Source organism: Nodosilinea sp. LEGE 06152, assembly GCF_015207525.1.
Classification (GTDB): Bacteria; Cyanobacteriota; Cyanobacteriia; order Phormidesmidales; family Phormidesmidaceae; genus Nodosilinea.
In genome coordinates this window covers 36051-51757 of sequence record NZ_JADEWR010000030.1, presented here as the reverse complement: position 1 = coordinate 51757, position 15707 = coordinate 36051, and the positions used below count along the sequence as shown (strand labels likewise).

9 protein-coding genes are annotated in these 15707 nt (G+C 53.4%); 6 read left to right on the top strand and 3 right to left on the bottom strand.

Annotation, left to right across the window (positions count from 1 at the left end; genetic code table 11):
- Positions 1-508: 508 nt before the first annotated feature.
- Entirely contained in the window at positions 509-2179 is a 1671-nt protein-coding gene (locus tag IQ265_RS26680) for a hypothetical protein (protein WP_194059348.1), read from the bottom strand.
- 834 nt (positions 2180-3013) lie between these two features.
- Between IQ265_RS26680 and IQ265_RS26675 the strand changes: the two genes are divergently transcribed.
- On the top strand, positions 3014-4051 hold the full coding sequence (locus tag IQ265_RS26675; RefSeq protein WP_194059350.1) for a hypothetical protein: 1038 nt from the start codon (positions 3014-3016) through the stop codon (positions 4049-4051).
- 278 nt (positions 4052-4329) lie between these two features.
- Here IQ265_RS26675 and IQ265_RS26670 read toward each other — a convergent pair whose 3' ends face one another.
- Positions 4330-8949 (bottom strand): caspase family protein, encoded by a 4620-nt coding sequence (locus IQ265_RS26670; protein WP_194059346.1) that lies wholly within the window; start codon positions 8947-8949, stop codon positions 4330-4332.
- Between the two features lie 82 nt (positions 8950-9031).
- On the opposite strand from IQ265_RS26670, the gene IQ265_RS26665 reads away from it, so the two are divergent.
- The 3 genes from IQ265_RS26665 (at position 9032) to IQ265_RS26655 (ending at position 12380) form a co-directional block, all read left to right on the top strand.
- A complete protein-coding gene (locus IQ265_RS26665; protein WP_194059337.1) occupies positions 9032-9391 on the top strand; it encodes a CU044_2847 family protein in 360 nt (119 codons plus the stop codon).
- A gap of 527 nt (positions 9392-9918) precedes the next feature.
- On the top strand, positions 9919-12051 hold the full coding sequence (locus IQ265_RS26660) for a DUF262 domain-containing protein (RefSeq protein ID WP_194059335.1): 2133 nt from the start codon (positions 9919-9921) through the stop codon (positions 12049-12051).
- A gap of 35 nt (positions 12052-12086) precedes the next feature.
- Entirely contained in the window at positions 12087-12380 is a 294-nt protein-coding gene (locus IQ265_RS26655; RefSeq protein ID WP_194059333.1) for a hypothetical protein, read from the top strand.
- A gap of 83 nt (positions 12381-12463) precedes the next feature.
- Here IQ265_RS26655 and IQ265_RS26650 read toward each other — a convergent pair whose 3' ends face one another.
- The gene (locus tag IQ265_RS26650; RefSeq protein ID WP_194059331.1) at positions 12464-13489 is read right to left on the bottom strand and encodes a hypothetical protein; all 1026 of its coding nucleotides are present in this window, start codon (positions 13487-13489) and stop codon (positions 12464-12466) included.
- Between the two features lie 272 nt (positions 13490-13761).
- Here IQ265_RS26650 and IQ265_RS26645 point away from each other — a divergent pair, with 272 nt between their 5' ends.
- A complete protein-coding gene (locus tag IQ265_RS26645; RefSeq protein ID WP_194059329.1) occupies positions 13762-15246 on the top strand; it encodes a class I SAM-dependent DNA methyltransferase in 1485 nt (494 codons plus the stop codon).
- Positions 15243-15704: a restriction endonuclease subunit S gene (locus IQ265_RS26640; RefSeq protein WP_194059326.1), complete on the top strand. Its 462-nt coding sequence runs from the start codon at positions 15243-15245 to the stop codon at positions 15702-15704. Before IQ265_RS26645 ends, IQ265_RS26640 begins: the two co-directional genes overlap by 4 nt.
- Positions 15705-15707: the final 3 nt, after the last annotated feature.

The window sequence follows — 15707 nt, the reverse complement described above, 5'->3', positions numbered from 1 at the left end:
TGCTATCGTTGAACCAATTTAATCCTTGACAGGAACCTTGGCTTTGTTTCTAGACTATGTAGTTGTCGAGGTTCGCTGCTAACCCTCAACAAGGCAGTTCGCTAAAACCGCTTTTCTCAGGCGCTTTGCTAATATAAGCCAGATTTATTGCGGTGTCAACCGGGTTGACAAGATAAATTTCGTCCTTGTTGTGGCAGTGCTGTCCCAGTAATTTTTAGTTAAAGCAACCTGGTTACTGTCAGCTAGAGCAACGCTGACATCAGGTACTGCCATGGTCTGCAAGAGATTTCACTTGAGCACTAGTCTTGTTGGCTGTAAGGTACCGTAAACAAGTACTTAGGTTACCGAACCTCTCAATGTCGCTCACCCTATCAATGAGTGTTGTGGGGTACGCCTATATAGCGATCCATCGCTTGAAAACCCACAGTGATTCACTGGTGCAGAATTCAGGCATAGCAATGCTTCTAAGTAAGTGTCTATCGGGTGACGGGTGAGAATTTCTGGGTATTCACGTCAGAAGCTCACCTGCATTGAGAGAATCAAGCACACGCAGGTGATAGAGCAGGAGCAACCGCTCATCCTCATTCAGCTCAGACCAGCGTTTGCCCTCAAACTGGTCGGCAATGAACTGGCAAATCACCTCGCCAGACCACCCCAGGCTCCTAATCTCGTGCTGAATCTGCTCATGCAAAGCTGGGTCATAAATCGCAGGCTCGGCATCTTGTGGAAAAGCAGGGCCATCCCCCCGCACCCCCCTTTCCGGAGAAAAAGAGGTTCGATCCGACCCCAAATCACCGGCGCAGCGCGCCCAACCCTTCATATTTCTCTCCAAGGGGTGTAATTCTTTGACTTCAAAGGGTTCTAGCGATTTTGGGATCGCTTCAGAGCTCGCCTCCTCAAGGGCTAGAAAGCCTGCTGCTGGCTCTATTACACCCTCTCGGTGCTCGGGGTGCCAGAGGCTGAGGTGCTTGTAGAGGGTCTGCTGGCTGACTTTGGCCGCTTGGGCGATCGCCTTTGCTCTTGCCGTGATCTGCTCAGGCAGCTCTCCAGCCTGCTCTAGCTCGGTGTAGGCGGTACGGATGCGGTGCTGGGCATCTTCAGACTGCCGTTGGTTGAAGGGCACCAGGGTGTTCTTGGGGTGGCTGGTGTCGCGGGTGGGGGTGCTGCCCAGGGGCCAGTAGTAGCCTTCGACGGCTCTGGCCCAGGCGGTGACTTTGCGCTCGATGTCGTGCTGGTGGCGGCAGTACTGCTCGTAGCCGGGGCAGTGGAGGGCGATGCGCAGGGTGTAGTCAATCAGGGATTGGCCCTCGTGGCCTTCAAAGACGCGGCCATAACAGGCGATGGTTTTGAGTAGGTGGTTGGTCTGGCCGTGGGCAGTCCAGCCTTCGGTGATTTCGAGGTCGAGGTCGTGTCGCCAACTGTCGACGGGGTGGTGGCGGCGCTTGGGTCGCTTGCGGTGGTTATCCCGGCCAAGTTTCATGGCATGACGCAGAGTGTCCATGTCCTGATGGCTGGCAGCGCCATCCCAGAGCCAGAAGAAGCGAGCCAGGCTGCTGCCGATGGGGTTGAGGGCATCGTCGAGCAGGCAGGAGCCGCTGCCAGGCTGTAGGGGCAGTCGGTGGCCCATGTATTCGATGAAGGTCTCAACGCCGTAGGCTTTGACGTTGGGGAAGATTTCAAGCTGCCCGGCCTGGAGCCGGAACCCCTGGGCTTTGAGGCATTCCTTGAGGGCAACGGCCAGGTTAAAGGTGTTGACCAGCTCGGCAAAGGGGAGGTAGAGGTGCAGGCCCCCGTTCCAGCTGGAGCGCAGCAGCAAGGTGCGGGTGATGCCGATGGTCTCTAGGGCAGCGCGAATCTGGGCGACGCCTTCGGCACTGCAGTAGTCGCCGCCAGCATCGAGGTCGAGCAGGGCGTAGCGGGTATCGTGGGTGAAGCGGACGCCGATCAGTTGGTTGGCATCTTGCCAGTGGTTCCACAGCACCCGGGGCCGCAGCGGATAGGTGCTGACGGTGGTCCAGGCGGCTTTGGTGGTGGCGTCATCCGGCAGGTCGGCGCGGATGAAGTTCCACGGGTAGTGGCCGAAGATTTCACACAGCCGCTGGCCGGTGGGGTCGGCGGGGAGGGGTTCGGAACGGAGAGCCTTATGCGACTCCTCGCCCCACCCAGTAGATGCGGTCATGGGGGCTTCTCTCCTAAAAAGAGCAATGGGTATTGCCCCGAGAGAGATCCGGTGTTACCATAGCCGCAAGTATTCGATAGCGGCGTAACTCAGGACTGGTTCTCTTGGGTTTTCGCTCTTTAAAGAGCCGGCGGCATTTGCTGCCGGTTCTTTTTGTGTATCAAGGGTCTGGTCAGGACGCTTAATACTGATCGAGGCTCAGACTGAATGGTTCAGTTCAGCTGAGCACTAGTCATTACTGAATGAGTCGTACTACCTCCTTCACATCCTGCGAGTTAGTTCAAACGTTCTCAGGCTGAAACACTGCCAAAGGTTAGCACTGAAAATCTTGATTCTCAACAGTCCTCTATAGGCCCATACGCCAGAGTTACAGGGCACTCATACGCCAAAGTTACAGGCGAAACCATACGCCAAAGTTACAGGTCAGAAAACGACCATACGCCAAAGTTACAGGCGAAACCATACGCCAAAGTTACAGGTTATCTCTGAAAAAGCTTGCTTCTGAGAGCTTTGGGAACAGTCTCGACCAAAAACCATACGCCAAAGTTACAGGCGAAACCATACGCCAAAGTTACAGGTCAGAAAACGACCATACGCCAAAGTTACAGGCGAAACCATACGCCAAAGTTACAGGCGGAGAGGCAAAAATCATACGCCAAAGTTACAGGTAGCTCAAAAAGCTTTGCCTACAAACGTTACAGAGTGTTTTTACCAGCGGTTCTTTCCCTAAAATGTGGCTCAATACCGTGCTTGAGAAGATGAGAATTCGCCGTGAGTACCCCTGAGACGCTAACAACTGAATCAGACACATTCCCGGTCGATGGGCAGCTGCTCATGGTGTTGCCACGGGCTGGAGCATCGGTAAAAAATCCAGATGTGCAGTTGCCTATTCTGCGGTCAGATGGCGACGGCTACTACCTTGAAATGCGCGTGGAGGCTGATTCGATAGACTCCACGGAAGTAGCCGTTACTCGCCGCGTCTCCCTTGAAGACTTAACTGTTGAAGAGTGGGAAGAGGTGCAGGCCCAATATGCCAGCCTGGACATTGAATCCTGTATTGGTATGGGGGTCAGTAAGGGGTTAGAGAAGATTCAAGACCGCCGCATCGAGCGATTGCTGGCCGCCCTGCTCACCTTCCTCAACCCGCGTCAGGTTTCCATCGTGCTGCATTTGTACCGTCTAGCGGCCCAACAGGAGCAGGGGCCGCTGGTGTCGTTCCGCTCTAATAATTTACTGGAGGCCTTAGGCTACACCAAAACCAGGGATGGGGGGTTTGCCTCGAAACTCAGATCTCAACTCCATCGAGACCTGGTGGCTCTGCACCGCACTGAACTGGTGTTTGCTCAGTCGCTTCGCAAGGGCGACAACCTGGGGGCTAAGGTCACCATCAAAAGCGTTCTGCGAATCAGGGATTATGAAATTGATAACGTGCCCCGAGACTTTGACCTGGCCAAAGCCGCCGACTACACGTATGAACTGGCCGATGCTTATACCATCTCCCTGGAGTTCTTTGACGGCCCGGCTCGGAACGGAGACTACGTACTCTTTGCCGATAGCCTCGATATCCGTCAGCGGTTAGGAGGTAGTGCCAAGCACGACTACAAGACCAAACTGCTCATCTACCTGGCTAGTCGGATGAAGTGGGATCGGCCTGAGGATGGTCAATACCTCAGTATTTCAAAGCGGTACCTATTTAAGAATCTGGACCTATTGGGCAGTAACATCTCTCGCAACAACCAAATTTTTTGGCGCACGGTGGAGGAGTTGAGCAATGAGGGTTACATCCTAGGAGCACGGGAGCTGCCAGGGAAAAAGAAGTTAGCAACGATTCAATTTCAGCTCAATCCGGAAAAGCTGAGGGCTGAGGGATAGGAAAATTTATCGGCGCGGAGGGGGCAGGATATGCGTTTGCCTAAAAACGATTGCTGGAGGCGATCGCAGAGATAGAGCAAGTTTGATAGCCTGCGCCCTTGCTCATTACCCGGTACCCGTCAACCCAGTTGAGCAATTACATTTAGAAATTTTGTGCTGGTCACGTCTCTTTATTGACCCCAAAGTAGCGAAGCTACAATTTGGGGCTATTTAGCTCCTTTGTATTATCTGAATAGCTGCGCGCGCAGGCAACTATTCAATCCACAGCTTTAATGCATTTAAGGCCATTGGGCACAAACCTCTCGCATCGCCTCGAGGCATAACATTAGCGTATTCTTCCCCCCCAATCGAGTGAGCGTGTCCGCAAAGTGTGGCAAACTGCGGAGGAAATCTTTACGGTCTTTATGCGCCAAGGTGTCCAATCCTTTCGCAAAGCCAGCCACATTAACTTGCAGTTCTTCTAATCGCGATAGAAAGCCTTGCCAGGCTGAAGCACTGTGGTAATTATCTTCAAACAGTCTTATTAAGTTGAAAGCATCTTGCAGCAGCTCCGGCGGCAGATGCTGCGCCAACTCACTCAGAGCAATGGCGCGGTTCGATTCAGAGCTAATCTGTCGCGTCATCTCCAGCAGCTCCAACAGCAGCTCCTCCGGCAGCTGTTTCGCCAGAACCCTGAGTACGTTGGCGCGATGCCATTCAGAGCCAATCTGTCGTGTTACCTCCAGCACTTCTGGTAAATGCTCCGGCAGCAGATGCCGCGCCAGCTCACGCAAGGCCCCAGCGCGGACTAATTCAGAATTAATCCGTTGTGTCACCTCCAGTGCCTCCGCCAGTAGCTGCGGCAACTGTTCCGCCAGCTCACTCAAGGCCCTAGCGCGGTCCGATTCAGAGCTAATTTGTCGCGTCACTTCCAGCGCCTCCGGTAGCAGCTCCGGCAGCCGTTTCGCCAGCTCACGCAGGGCCCTAGCGCGGTCCGATTCAAAGCCAATTTGTCGCGTCACTTCCAGCGCCTCCGGCAGCAGCTCCTCCGGCAGCTGTTTCGCCAGCTCACTCAAGGCCCTAGCTCGGTCCGATTCAGAGCTGATCTGTCGCGTCACTTCCAGCGCCTCCGGCAGCAGCTCCGGCAGCCGTTTCGTCAGCTCACGCAGGGCCCTAGCTCGGTCCGATTCAGAGCTGATCTGTCGCGTCACTTCCAGCGCCTCCGGCAGCAGCTCCTCCGGCAGCTGTTCCGCCAGCTCACTCAAGGCCCAAGCGCGGTCCCATTCAGAGCTAATTTGTCGCGTCACTTCCAACGCCTCCGGCAGCAGCTCCGGCAGCCGTTTCGCCAGCTCACTCAGGATCCAAACGCAGTCCGATTCAGAGCTAATCCGCCGCGTTATCCTAAGGGTCTTCAGCAGCAGTTCCGCCGACAGATGCTGCGCCAGTTCACTCAGAGCCTCAGCGCGGCCTGATTCAAAGATCACTTCTAGCGCCTCCGGCAGTAGCTCCGGCAACCGTTTCGCCAGCTCACCCAAGACCCTGGCGCGGTTCCATTCAGAGCTAATTTGTCGGGTCATCTCCAACACCTCCGGCAGCAGATCCTCCGGCAACTGCTGCGCTAGCTCACTCAAGGCCCTAGCGCGGTCCGATTCAGAGCTAATTTGTCGCGTCACTTCCAGCGCCTCCGGCAGCAGATCCTCTGGCAACTGCTGCACTAGCTCACCTAGGGCTATAGCGCGGTTCGACTCAGAGCTAATCTGTCGCGTCATCTCCAGCGCCTCCGGCAACAGCTCCGGCAGCCGTTTCGCTAGCTCACTCAAGGCTCGAGCGCGGTCCAACTCAGAGCTAATCTGTCGCGTCATCTCCAGCACCTCCGGCAACAGCTCCGGCAGCTGTTTCGCCAGCTCACTCAAGGCTCGAGCGCGGTCCAATTCATTATTAATCTGCCGCGTCACCTCCAGCACCTCTGGCAGCAGCTCCTCTGGCAACTGCTGCGCCAACTTACTCAAGGTCCAGGCGCGGTCCAATTCAGCACTGATTTGTCGCGTCATCTCCAGCAGCTCCGGTAGCAGCTCCTCCGGCAACTGCTGCGCCAGCTCACGCATGGCCCAAGCGCGGTTTGATTCAGAGCCAATCTGCCGCGTCACCTCCAGCACCTCTGGCAGCAGCTCCGGCAACCGTTTCGCCAACTCACGTAGGGCCCTAGAGCGATTCGATTCAGAGCTAATCTGTCGCGTCACCTCCAACGCCTCCGGCAGCAGCTCCTCCGGTAGATGCCGCGCCAACCCACTCAGGGCAAGGGCGCGGTCCGATTCAGAATTAATCTGTCGCGTTATCTCCAGCAGTTCCGGTAGCAGCTCCTCCGGCAACTGCTGCGCCAGCTCCCACACGGCCCTGGCACGGAACAAGAATCCTCCTTTACGATACCTGTCGTCACCGTAGCGATCCTGAATCTGGTGAATTGCTGACAGCACCTCTGGCCAATGAGTCGGGAACTGTGCAGCTAGTTTACTCAGCACAAATGATCGATAGGCCGCGTCATGAATCTGATGAATTGTCTTCAGCACCTCAGGCAGCAAAGCCTCGGGTAGATGAGGCACTAGCGCAGCAATACACTCAGCTCGCCGCCAAGGATCCTGAGTCTGCTGCGCATAGGCTAGCCCCTGGGCCGGCTGCCAGATTTCATGCTTCACTAGGGCACCCAGCAATTCTGCGGGCACGTTGCTGGCCAAACTGTTGAGTGAGGTGCGAATGAGGGCGTAGCAAAAGAGCAGGGCCAACGTTGTCTCTGGGTCGGCCTCGTAGCGCCTCTCAGCGGCTCCCCAGGCCCGAGCCAAGTCATTCACAAAGCTTGCCGGTTTGCCAATGGCATTACAGGCGTCGTACCAGCCATTACGACCGGCCGCATTAGTCTCCCGCAGCAGCTGGTGAACCGCATCAGGGCGCTTAGCCTGCTCCATGTGCCAGGTGAGGAAGGCATAGATATAGCCATCGTCGGTTAGGGTATGCCAATGGCCGTTTTGGGTCTTAGCTCGATAGCGCTCCAGCAGCTGGTCGTGGGCTTCGGCTTTGGTTAGCCCTAACCCAGGTAGGTCTCCGTCTTGGGTGGGGTGGGGCGGGCTAGTTAGAAGGCGTTGTGCCAGGTCATGCATTAGGTCGTGCAGGCGGTAGGTGCGTTGGTTACCCGATTGTTTCGCCCCTGGCAGCATCAATGCCTTAGCACTGAAGAGCCGCAGAATCGCTCCAGCCTGGCGAGGGGTTACTTGCCACAGGGTAGTCGCCATCTCCTGGGTCAGGTTAACGTCTTCTGGCACAATGCCTAGCCAGGCAAACTGACGCAACTGCTCAGTGGAAAGCTGCTTCAGGCTGAGGTTAAAGCAGGCCAGCAGGCTGTACTTACGCCGCTTAGCATCGTTGGGGATATCCTCTTGGCTGTAAACATCCAGGGTTTCTAGTCGCACTACCTCATCTTGAAAGTCCTCTAACAGGTCGGCCCATGTCACCCCCTCTTCAATCTGAGTGGCGGCCAGCTCTAGGGCCAAGGGGAGGTAGCCCACCCGTTCCGCAAAGGCCAGGGCTTGCTGGGTTTCTGTTTCTCGCAAGGGCTCAGATAGTTTTTGAGTCATCAAGGCCAGTGCCTGCTCTGGATCCATAATATCCAGGTCGTAACGGTGGACATCGGGGATCCGAGCCTCGCGGGTGGTGGCCAGCACACAGCAGTCGTTGCCGCCCACCCGAAAGGGCTCTAGATGCTCCGGGTGCCAGACATCATCCACCACCAGCAGGGCCTTTTTGTTGTACAGCAGGGTACGCAGGTGGGCCGAGGCCGACTCGATCGCCGTGGGTTTGTAGTCGGTGTCGCCTAGGGCCTGAATCCAGCCGCTCAGCAGGGGCAGGATGTCGGGGCTTTGGCCCAGGGTGGCCCAGAGGATGCCGTCGGAGAACCGGGCTTGAATAGCGTCTTCATGGGCCAGTTTCGCCGCCAGCACCGATTTACCAATGCCCCCCAGCCCATAGATGGCGCTGACCACCAGGGTGCCAAACACCTTTGGGTCAGTGGAGAGCAGGCAGTCTCTCACCGCCTGCTGATACTGGGGCCTTTCCACAAAGTGCTCCGGCAAGGGCGGCATCTGGAGGGGTATGTCGTACCGCTTTCTGGGTGGCGGATTGGAGACAGTGCGCCCGGTTCCACCGCTGGTAAGCAAAATAGAACCACTCGTACTGTGACAGCGAAAGCCCTGGATCTGTCCCTTCAGTGCCTGCTCTAAACGAGCCGTTAGCGAATGGTTGGTAACCTCCCTCGTGGTCGAGTTGTCGGGGTCAAGCCCGGTCAGTAGGGCCTCCGTAAACACGCTGTAGGCAGCCTCTGGGTTCTGGTACGAGGCTTCAAAATCGCGAGACGAGGTGATGAAGTAGCGATCCCTTACTTTGCCCGTTGGGGTCAAAATCACCGAGTCAAAGTTGAGCAAACTACCGCTGTTGCAGCAGTCGAGCCAGATGATTTGCTGCTTGACTTCGCTTTGCTCCAGCTGAGTTCTTAGCCATTGCAGCTCGACGCCCAGGTCTTCGTCGGGATCAGCATCGCTGGGGGCCAGGTAGCCGTCGGTAGCACTCAAGCTGCTCTGCCAGCCGTGCCCAGAGAAATACAGCAGGGCAGTGTCGGGCACTTGGGTTTTGGTTTTGGGGTTGAATAGCTGGGCGATCGCCTCTCGCATCTGCTTGCGCGTCACCTGACCGCTAGAGCTGACTTGAGGAGCACCATCCTTAAACGCCTCCGGCAAGCGGCGCACCGTGGTGAAATGACCATGCTTTTCTAGAATCTGAGCAATAGCTTCTGCATCGGCGGCTGGGGAGATTAGATTGCTCAGTTTGTTGTGTCGGTACTGGTTGATTCCAATAATCAGAGCATCCCGACTCATGCGTTAGCCAGTATTCTAAACAGCAGATTCGCCTCCAGTATGGCCTTTCTCGCTGCTAATAAGCTAACTATCAAACACCCCCATGACTCAACTGGCCCCGCTAACTCTCGATGATGGCACCATCATTTACATCGAGGCAACCGGCAATGTAGACGAGGTTCCCGCAGGCACCTCTAGTTTCTCTGGAGAAACCACCCGCACCGCCAAAGGAGCCAGCGAGCAAGTCGCGCGAAGTTTTCAGGCTATGCAGGGCACCATTCGCGCCTACACCAGCTACACCCTCAATGCGTTCAAGCAGATGGCCGGAGCTAACGTCGATAAAGTAACGCTCGAATTTGGGGTAAAAGTAGCTGGAGAAGCCGGGGTGCCCTACGTCACTAAGGGCACAACTGATGCGAATCTCAAGATCACGGTAGAGTGCTCCTTTCCCAAGGAAAGCTGAGGCTCCAGCGCATGGGATGAGCCCCCAATCTAGCGGCATAGTTGCCCGCGCCGCAACCCCTCCGCAGTTGAACATTTTACGGAAACCCTCTCTAAACAAGGCATTCCGGCCAACCGAGAGATTTGGCTGCGACCTTTAGGTAGAACGGTAAAATCAGGCTTTGAGACAACTGGCACACAGCAGGGCAGGCCAAATTGAGTCCATTTTGCAGGGCTACTGGCACAGAGCATATATGCTTACAGCCGATGAAGCGAGATAGCTATAGTTTCGCCTGTAGAAACTACTTTGCAGGCCTCGGGTAACTCGACCGATCGCAGTGTGAATGAGTCAGCGGTAAACATGGCTTATCCCCAAGCCCCCTTCACTTTCGACGGATTGCACCGCCCAGACCTCACCCAAAGCAGTGCTATAGAAACATATACCCTAATCACGGGCACCCTTAAGACGTGCTTGCCTTAACTTAGAACCGTTTTCTTTGCGTTAGTTCGAGTGGCGGCCCCGCCCTAGCATCCATCAAGCAAAGCTCTATGAAAATTTCCCAGATTCTCGACAAAATTGACGAAAACCAGCTGTTTGTGCCTGCTTTTCAGCGAGAGTACGTGTGGAAAACCAACGATGCCAAAGAACTCATCGCTTCTCTGCTGAAGGAATACCCTACCGGTACCATGCTCACCTGGGAAACGAACAACCCTCCCGAGCTCAAAGGCAGCTGGGAATATAGCCCTAGTCAGGGTGCTGTCAAACTTATCCTTGATGGGCAGCAGCGTATCACCACCCTCTACATGCTCATTCGGGGCGAAATTCCCCCTTACTACAAGCTTGAAGAGATCACCCACGACACCCGCAACCTCTATATCAACGTTGAAACCCTCGATCTTCAGTACTACAAGCAGAACTTGATGGAAAATAACCCCCTGTGGGTTAACCTCACCGATATCTTTAAAGACAAAGTTCGTGCCAAAAATGTAGTGCGGGCGCTCAAAGAAAAAGGTGAAACAGTCACCGAAGAACGCGATGACCTAATAGACGACAACTTCAAACTCGTCGATCGCATCCCTGACCGCGAATTTGTTGAACAAACTATTCCTGTTCGCGCCTCTATTAAAGAAGCTATAGATATCTTCTACGTGGTTAACGCCAGCGGTGTTAACCTTACCGATGCCGAACTCGCCCTAGCCCAAATCAGTGGCTACTGGCCCAATGCCCGCGAACTCTTTAAGGCCAAGCTCAAGGCTATGGCAGAGCATGGTTTTGTCTTTAAGCTCGACTTTTTGGTCTACGTCATTCTGGGTGTACTGCACCAGAGCGGCTCAGAAATGCGCAAGCTCCACACTCCAGACAACTATCCCCGCATTAAAGACGCTTGGGAACTGCTGGATAACTATACTCTCGATTACGTTATCAACATCCTCAAAACGCATGCCTATGTAGACCACACTAAGGAAATCAACTCCTACTACGCCTTGGTGCCTATCATTGTCTACTGCTTCAACAAAGGCAAACAGCCCCTCTCCCAGCAGGAGATCAAAAAAATTGTCAAATGGTTCTACTACTCTCAAATTCGCCAGCGCTACATCAGCCAGCTGCAGCAGAAACTTGATAAGGACAACGGTATTGTCACCAAACACGAGAACCCCTTTGATGAGTTGCTCAACATCATCAAAGTTGAACGTCCCCTCGAAATTTCTACCGATGAGTTTGTTGGCGTAGATACTCGCAACGCCTTATGGGGTCTCATGCGCTGGTACTTTAAGAGCCGCAACGCTGTTTGCTTCACCACAGGCGTAGGCATTCGCCAGAACATGGGCGGTAGATATGTGCTGGAGTGGGATCACGTTTTTCCCTACTCCTTGCTAAAAGAGGCAGGCTATAGCCGCAGGAATTGGATGAAATATGCCTTAGCTCAAGAAATCACCAACCGGGCGGTGCTGACCCAAACAGCCAATCGTACAAAGTCTAATCGGGAAGCCAAAGGCTACCTAGCCGAGGTTCAGGAACATTTCCCTGACGCCCTTAAGCGCCAATCTATTCCTCTCGATCCAGAACTGTGGAAGATCGAAAACTACGAACAGTTTCTTGTCGAACGGCGTAAGATGCTGGCTACTGAATTAACCGCGTTCCTCAAAAATATTACTGAGACTAGCGATACCCAAGTTGAAACCTCGCTCGAAGACCTGATTCAGTCAGGCGAAAGCTCTGACTTAGAATTTAAATCCTCTCTTCGTTGGGGTTATCAGCAGGGTGCAATAACTCCAGCCTTAGAAGATGTGATTATGAAGTCTATCGCGGCCTTTAGTAATAGTGACGGCGGCACTCTACTCATTGGTGTAAATGATGATGGCGAAGTTTTGGGGCTAGAGAATGACTATAACAGCCTCAATGGCACCCGCGACAAATTTGAAGTACATCTACGCAATCTGGTGAATAAGGCCTTTGGAGCTAGCTTTGCCGCCAGTAATCTCACTATCACATTCCCCGCCTCTAGTGAAAAAGAAGTTTGCCAAATCGATATCAAGCGGGCACTACACCCCCAATACCTAGAGGTGAAAGATAAGACCAGCGGTGGAAAGGCCCAAAAATTCTACGTTCGTAGCGGTAACTCATCCATTGAACTATCTCTATCTGAAGTCAGCAATTATATTCAGGAGCGGTTTCACTAATTTAGTATTTTTCCCTCTACTAGGTGCTGGTTGTTATGGCCTACGTTCACGAAATCAAGTTTTTTCGTCAAGAGGGTCGGCTCTATGCGGCTCTGTTTGATACTCCCCCTTTCTTTTGCAATGAATTTTGGATTAAGAACATTCCTGCGGCAGCGTTGGGCATTCAAACCCTGCCTATGAATCCAGAGCTAGAGCAAAAATATAGCGTTGCAGAGCTTGGAGTCAAACCCTTTGAGACCTCTAAGCCCTATTTTGAATTTACCGATGCTGTTGCAAAGCGAGCCTGGGAGAAGGGTACAGAGCTACTGCTTGGGAAGTTAATCGCTTGATCGGTTAATACTTAGTAGTAATAAAAATCCCCGCTGGTAACGGCGGGGATGCAAGAGGAGCGCTGAGAAGACACTATGCAGGTTTATGTAGAAGCTGGATTAGTTAGCTGTGATGCGTAGTAATCACAGGCAGCCTGTCCAACGCGCCAGAACATAATGGCCTTGGCGATCGCATTAGAACTTTCTCGGCTGGCCTCAATCACGTGGCTAGGCATTAGGGTGAATCCAGCAGCAAAGCTCGCTAACTCCAGACCTTGAGAAACCGTGTGGGCACTGCCAAGTCCCAATGCCGTTATTGTCAGAACCTCCTGCTTTCTGGCAAGGTCTTGTAGCGGAAAGCCGTAAATCCCTGCAATCTCATAAATCATCTCGGCCAGTGAGTTAGCAACGACATGCCAGTCTCCAGTTGTCATAGAGCTGCTACGTTCGCTGCCAATAAACTTACGGGCAAGTGCTTCGGTATCAAGATCCGGGTTTTGCTGCCTAAAGGTTTGAATGGTAGGCTCTATGACTGCAAGATTGATTTCCTCTAATGCATCTATTAAAAATGGCTCTGCATCGTTTTTGAAGGTTTGGGCAGCTAGGGATGCTAGCTCACTGGCTGCGTAAGATGTTGTGTGAGCGCCTTGTTGAATTAGCAAAACAGTGCCATCTTTCGCGGAGTGCCCCAGGCTAACTGCGCTATTTAGAACTGATTGCCCTACTTCGAGACCTGCTGAGCCTGCGGATTTTGCTGTTTCTCCGATAACCGAACCCGCTGCCAGGGCTTTGCTACCCAGTACTGCCCCTGTCTCAAGGGTCGTACTGCCCAACTCCTTACCGTAACTTATAGCTGTTGAGGATACTTGCTTGCCGGTTTCGACTGCTGCACGGGTTAGCTTTCCACCAACCTTAGAAACTGTCTCCTTAGACCCTTCAACTTTGTCTGCTAGCCCTGTCAAACTATCTTGCATAGTCTCAGCCATGGCTGAGACATCCGGTAACTTCTCAGGTAAACCTTGAGTGACCTGGTGGGCTACATCTGACAGCCTATTTAACGGCATAGCGTTGGCCGATGCAGGCATCCACAATTGGATGATCAAAAATATACCCGCTAAAAAGCAGGTCATAGTTGAGTGCAGTTTCATGCTGTGAAAAATCTGAAGTATTGGTGTAGCGAAGCAGGGAATGTGATTGCATCGAGCTAACTCCAGAATGCCCTGCACGACTCTTGGCATAACAAACAGCTCATTGGCCACCCTACCCTAAATCAAGCAAGCAACAGTTTTGCTTGGGTCTAGACATTGACAATGAACCCATCAAGTTTCGCCGTGGTGGGAACCCTACAGGCAGCCAACTCCGCTATCCTGACTGATACCCAACCCGAGAGAGCCCGCCCCGTATGATCACCGGTGACCTGAAATCCAAAGTCGACAAGCTCTGGACCACGTTTTGGAACAACGGCATCAGCAACCCCCTCTCGGTGATTGAGCAGATTTCGTACCTGCTGTTTATCAAGCGCCTGGACGACCTGGAGCTGGTGAAGGAGAAGAAGGCCCAGCGGCTCAATCGCCCGGTGGCGAACCCCACCTTTGGCCCTGGGCAGCAGCACATCCGCTGGTCGCAGTTCAAAAACCTGGATGATTCGGAGGAAATGCTGCGGATTATTCGCGATGAGGCGTTTCCCTTTATCAAAGATATGGGCCGGTTCTCGAACCAGAGTGCCTATGCCCGCCACATGAAGGATGCGGTGTTTCTAATCGCCTCTCCGGCGCTGCTCGACAGCGTGGTGAAGCAGATCGAGCAGATTCCGATGGAGGATCGCGACACCAAGGGCGACCTCTACGAGTACATGCTCTCTAAGCTGAGCACGGCGGGCACTAACGGGCAGTTCCGTACTCCGCGCCACATTATCAAGATGATGGTGCAGCTGCTGGCCCCTGGCCCCCGAGAGATTATCTGCGACCCGGCCTGTGGCACGGGGGGCTTTTTGGTGGCGGCGGCAGAGTACCTGCGGGAACTGACCGACAGCGACGGTAACCTGGTGCTAAATGCCCCTGGCAACCGCGAGCATTTCAACAGTGAGATGTTCCACGGCTTTGACTTTGATGCCACCATGCTGCGGATTGGCAGCATGAACCTGATGCTGCACGGCATTGAAGACCCCAAGATTGAGGCGCGGGACTCGCTCTCGGAGGACCACGCGGGGGTGGAGGAAGCCTTCACGATGATTTTGGCGAATCCGCCGTTTAAGGGGTCGGTGGAGAAGTCGACCATTGCCAAAGACCTGAGCAAAATCATCTCCACCACCAAAACGGAGCTGCTGTTTGTGGCGCTGTTTTTGCGGCTGCTAAAGAAGGGCGGACGCGGGGCGGTGATTGTGCCGGATGGGGTGCTGTTTGGCTCGTCGAAGGCCCACAAGGAGATGCGCCAGATTTTGGTGGAGAACCACAAGCTGGATGGGGTGATCTCGATGCCGTCGGGGGTGTTTAAGCCCTATGCGGGGGTCTCGACGGCGATTTTGATCTTTACCAAGGTGGGGGTGCCCCAGGCGGGAACGGATTTTGTCTGGTTTTATGACATGGTGGCGGATGGTCTGTCGCTGGATGACAAGCGCCAGCCGGTGGAGGCGAACGATATTCCAGATCTGCTGCGGTGCTGGCAGGGGCGAGATGCGGCAAAGGATACGGACCGCACGGCAAAGGCGTTTTTTGTGTCGCGTGAGGAGATTGCAGCGAATGGCTATGACCTGTCGATTAACCGCTACAAGGAAACGGAGTATGCGGAGGTGCAGTACGACCCGCCGAAGGTAATTTTGCAGCGATTGCGGGATTTGGAAGATGATATCCGCCAAGATTTAGATGCGTTAGAGGAAATGCTGGGATGACGAAGTGGAAATCTTGTTTTCTAGGGGAACTAGGAGAGATTACATCCAGCAAACGAATTTTCCAACGAGAATACGTTGGTAGTGGTATCCCCTTCTTTAGAACAAAAGAAGTTAAAGAATTAGCCAATAAAGAGCCTGTCTCTAGCGAACTTTTTATATCAAGAGAAAGGTACAAAGAAATAAAAGAAAAATTTGGAGTCCCAAAAACCGGGGATATTTTGATTACTGCAATAGGAACAGTTGGCGAAATTTATGTCGTTGAAGATGAAAAAGAATTCTATTTCAAAGACGGAAATATTTTATGGCTGAAGGGATTCGATGATGTCGATCCATATTTTCTAAGATATCTTTTATCTTCGCTCATTAGTGAATTACAAAATCTTTCCTCTGGCTCTGCTTATAAGGCTTTGCCTATAGCAAAATTAAAGGAATATAGGCGTTGCATAATTGAGAGATGAGTT

Coding starts and splice junctions, on each gene's coding strand:
- IQ265_RS26680 (WP_194059348.1), bottom strand. CDS start 2,179: ATGACCGCATCTACTGGGTGGGGCGAGGAGTCGCATAAGGCTCTCCGT.
- IQ265_RS26660 (WP_194059335.1), top strand. CDS start 9,919: ATGAAAATTTCCCAGATTCTCGACAAAATTGACGAAAACCAGCTGTTT.
- IQ265_RS26640 (WP_194059326.1), top strand. CDS start 15,243: ATGACGAAGTGGAAATCTTGTTTTCTAGGGGAACTAGGAGAGATTACA.
- IQ265_RS26645 (WP_194059329.1), top strand. CDS start 13,762: ATGATCACCGGTGACCTGAAATCCAAAGTCGACAAGCTCTGGACCACG.
- IQ265_RS26670 (WP_194059346.1), bottom strand. CDS start 8,949: ATGAGTCGGGATGCTCTGATTATTGGAATCAACCAGTACCGACACAAC.
- IQ265_RS26675 (WP_194059350.1), top strand. CDS start 3,014: ATGGTGTTGCCACGGGCTGGAGCATCGGTAAAAAATCCAGATGTGCAG.
- IQ265_RS26655 (WP_194059333.1), top strand. CDS start 12,087: ATGGCCTACGTTCACGAAATCAAGTTTTTTCGTCAAGAGGGTCGGCTC.
- IQ265_RS26650 (WP_194059331.1), bottom strand. CDS start 13,489: ATGACCTGCTTTTTAGCGGGTATATTTTTGATCATCCAATTGTGGATG.
- IQ265_RS26665 (WP_194059337.1), top strand. CDS start 9,032: ATGACTCAACTGGCCCCGCTAACTCTCGATGATGGCACCATCATTTAC.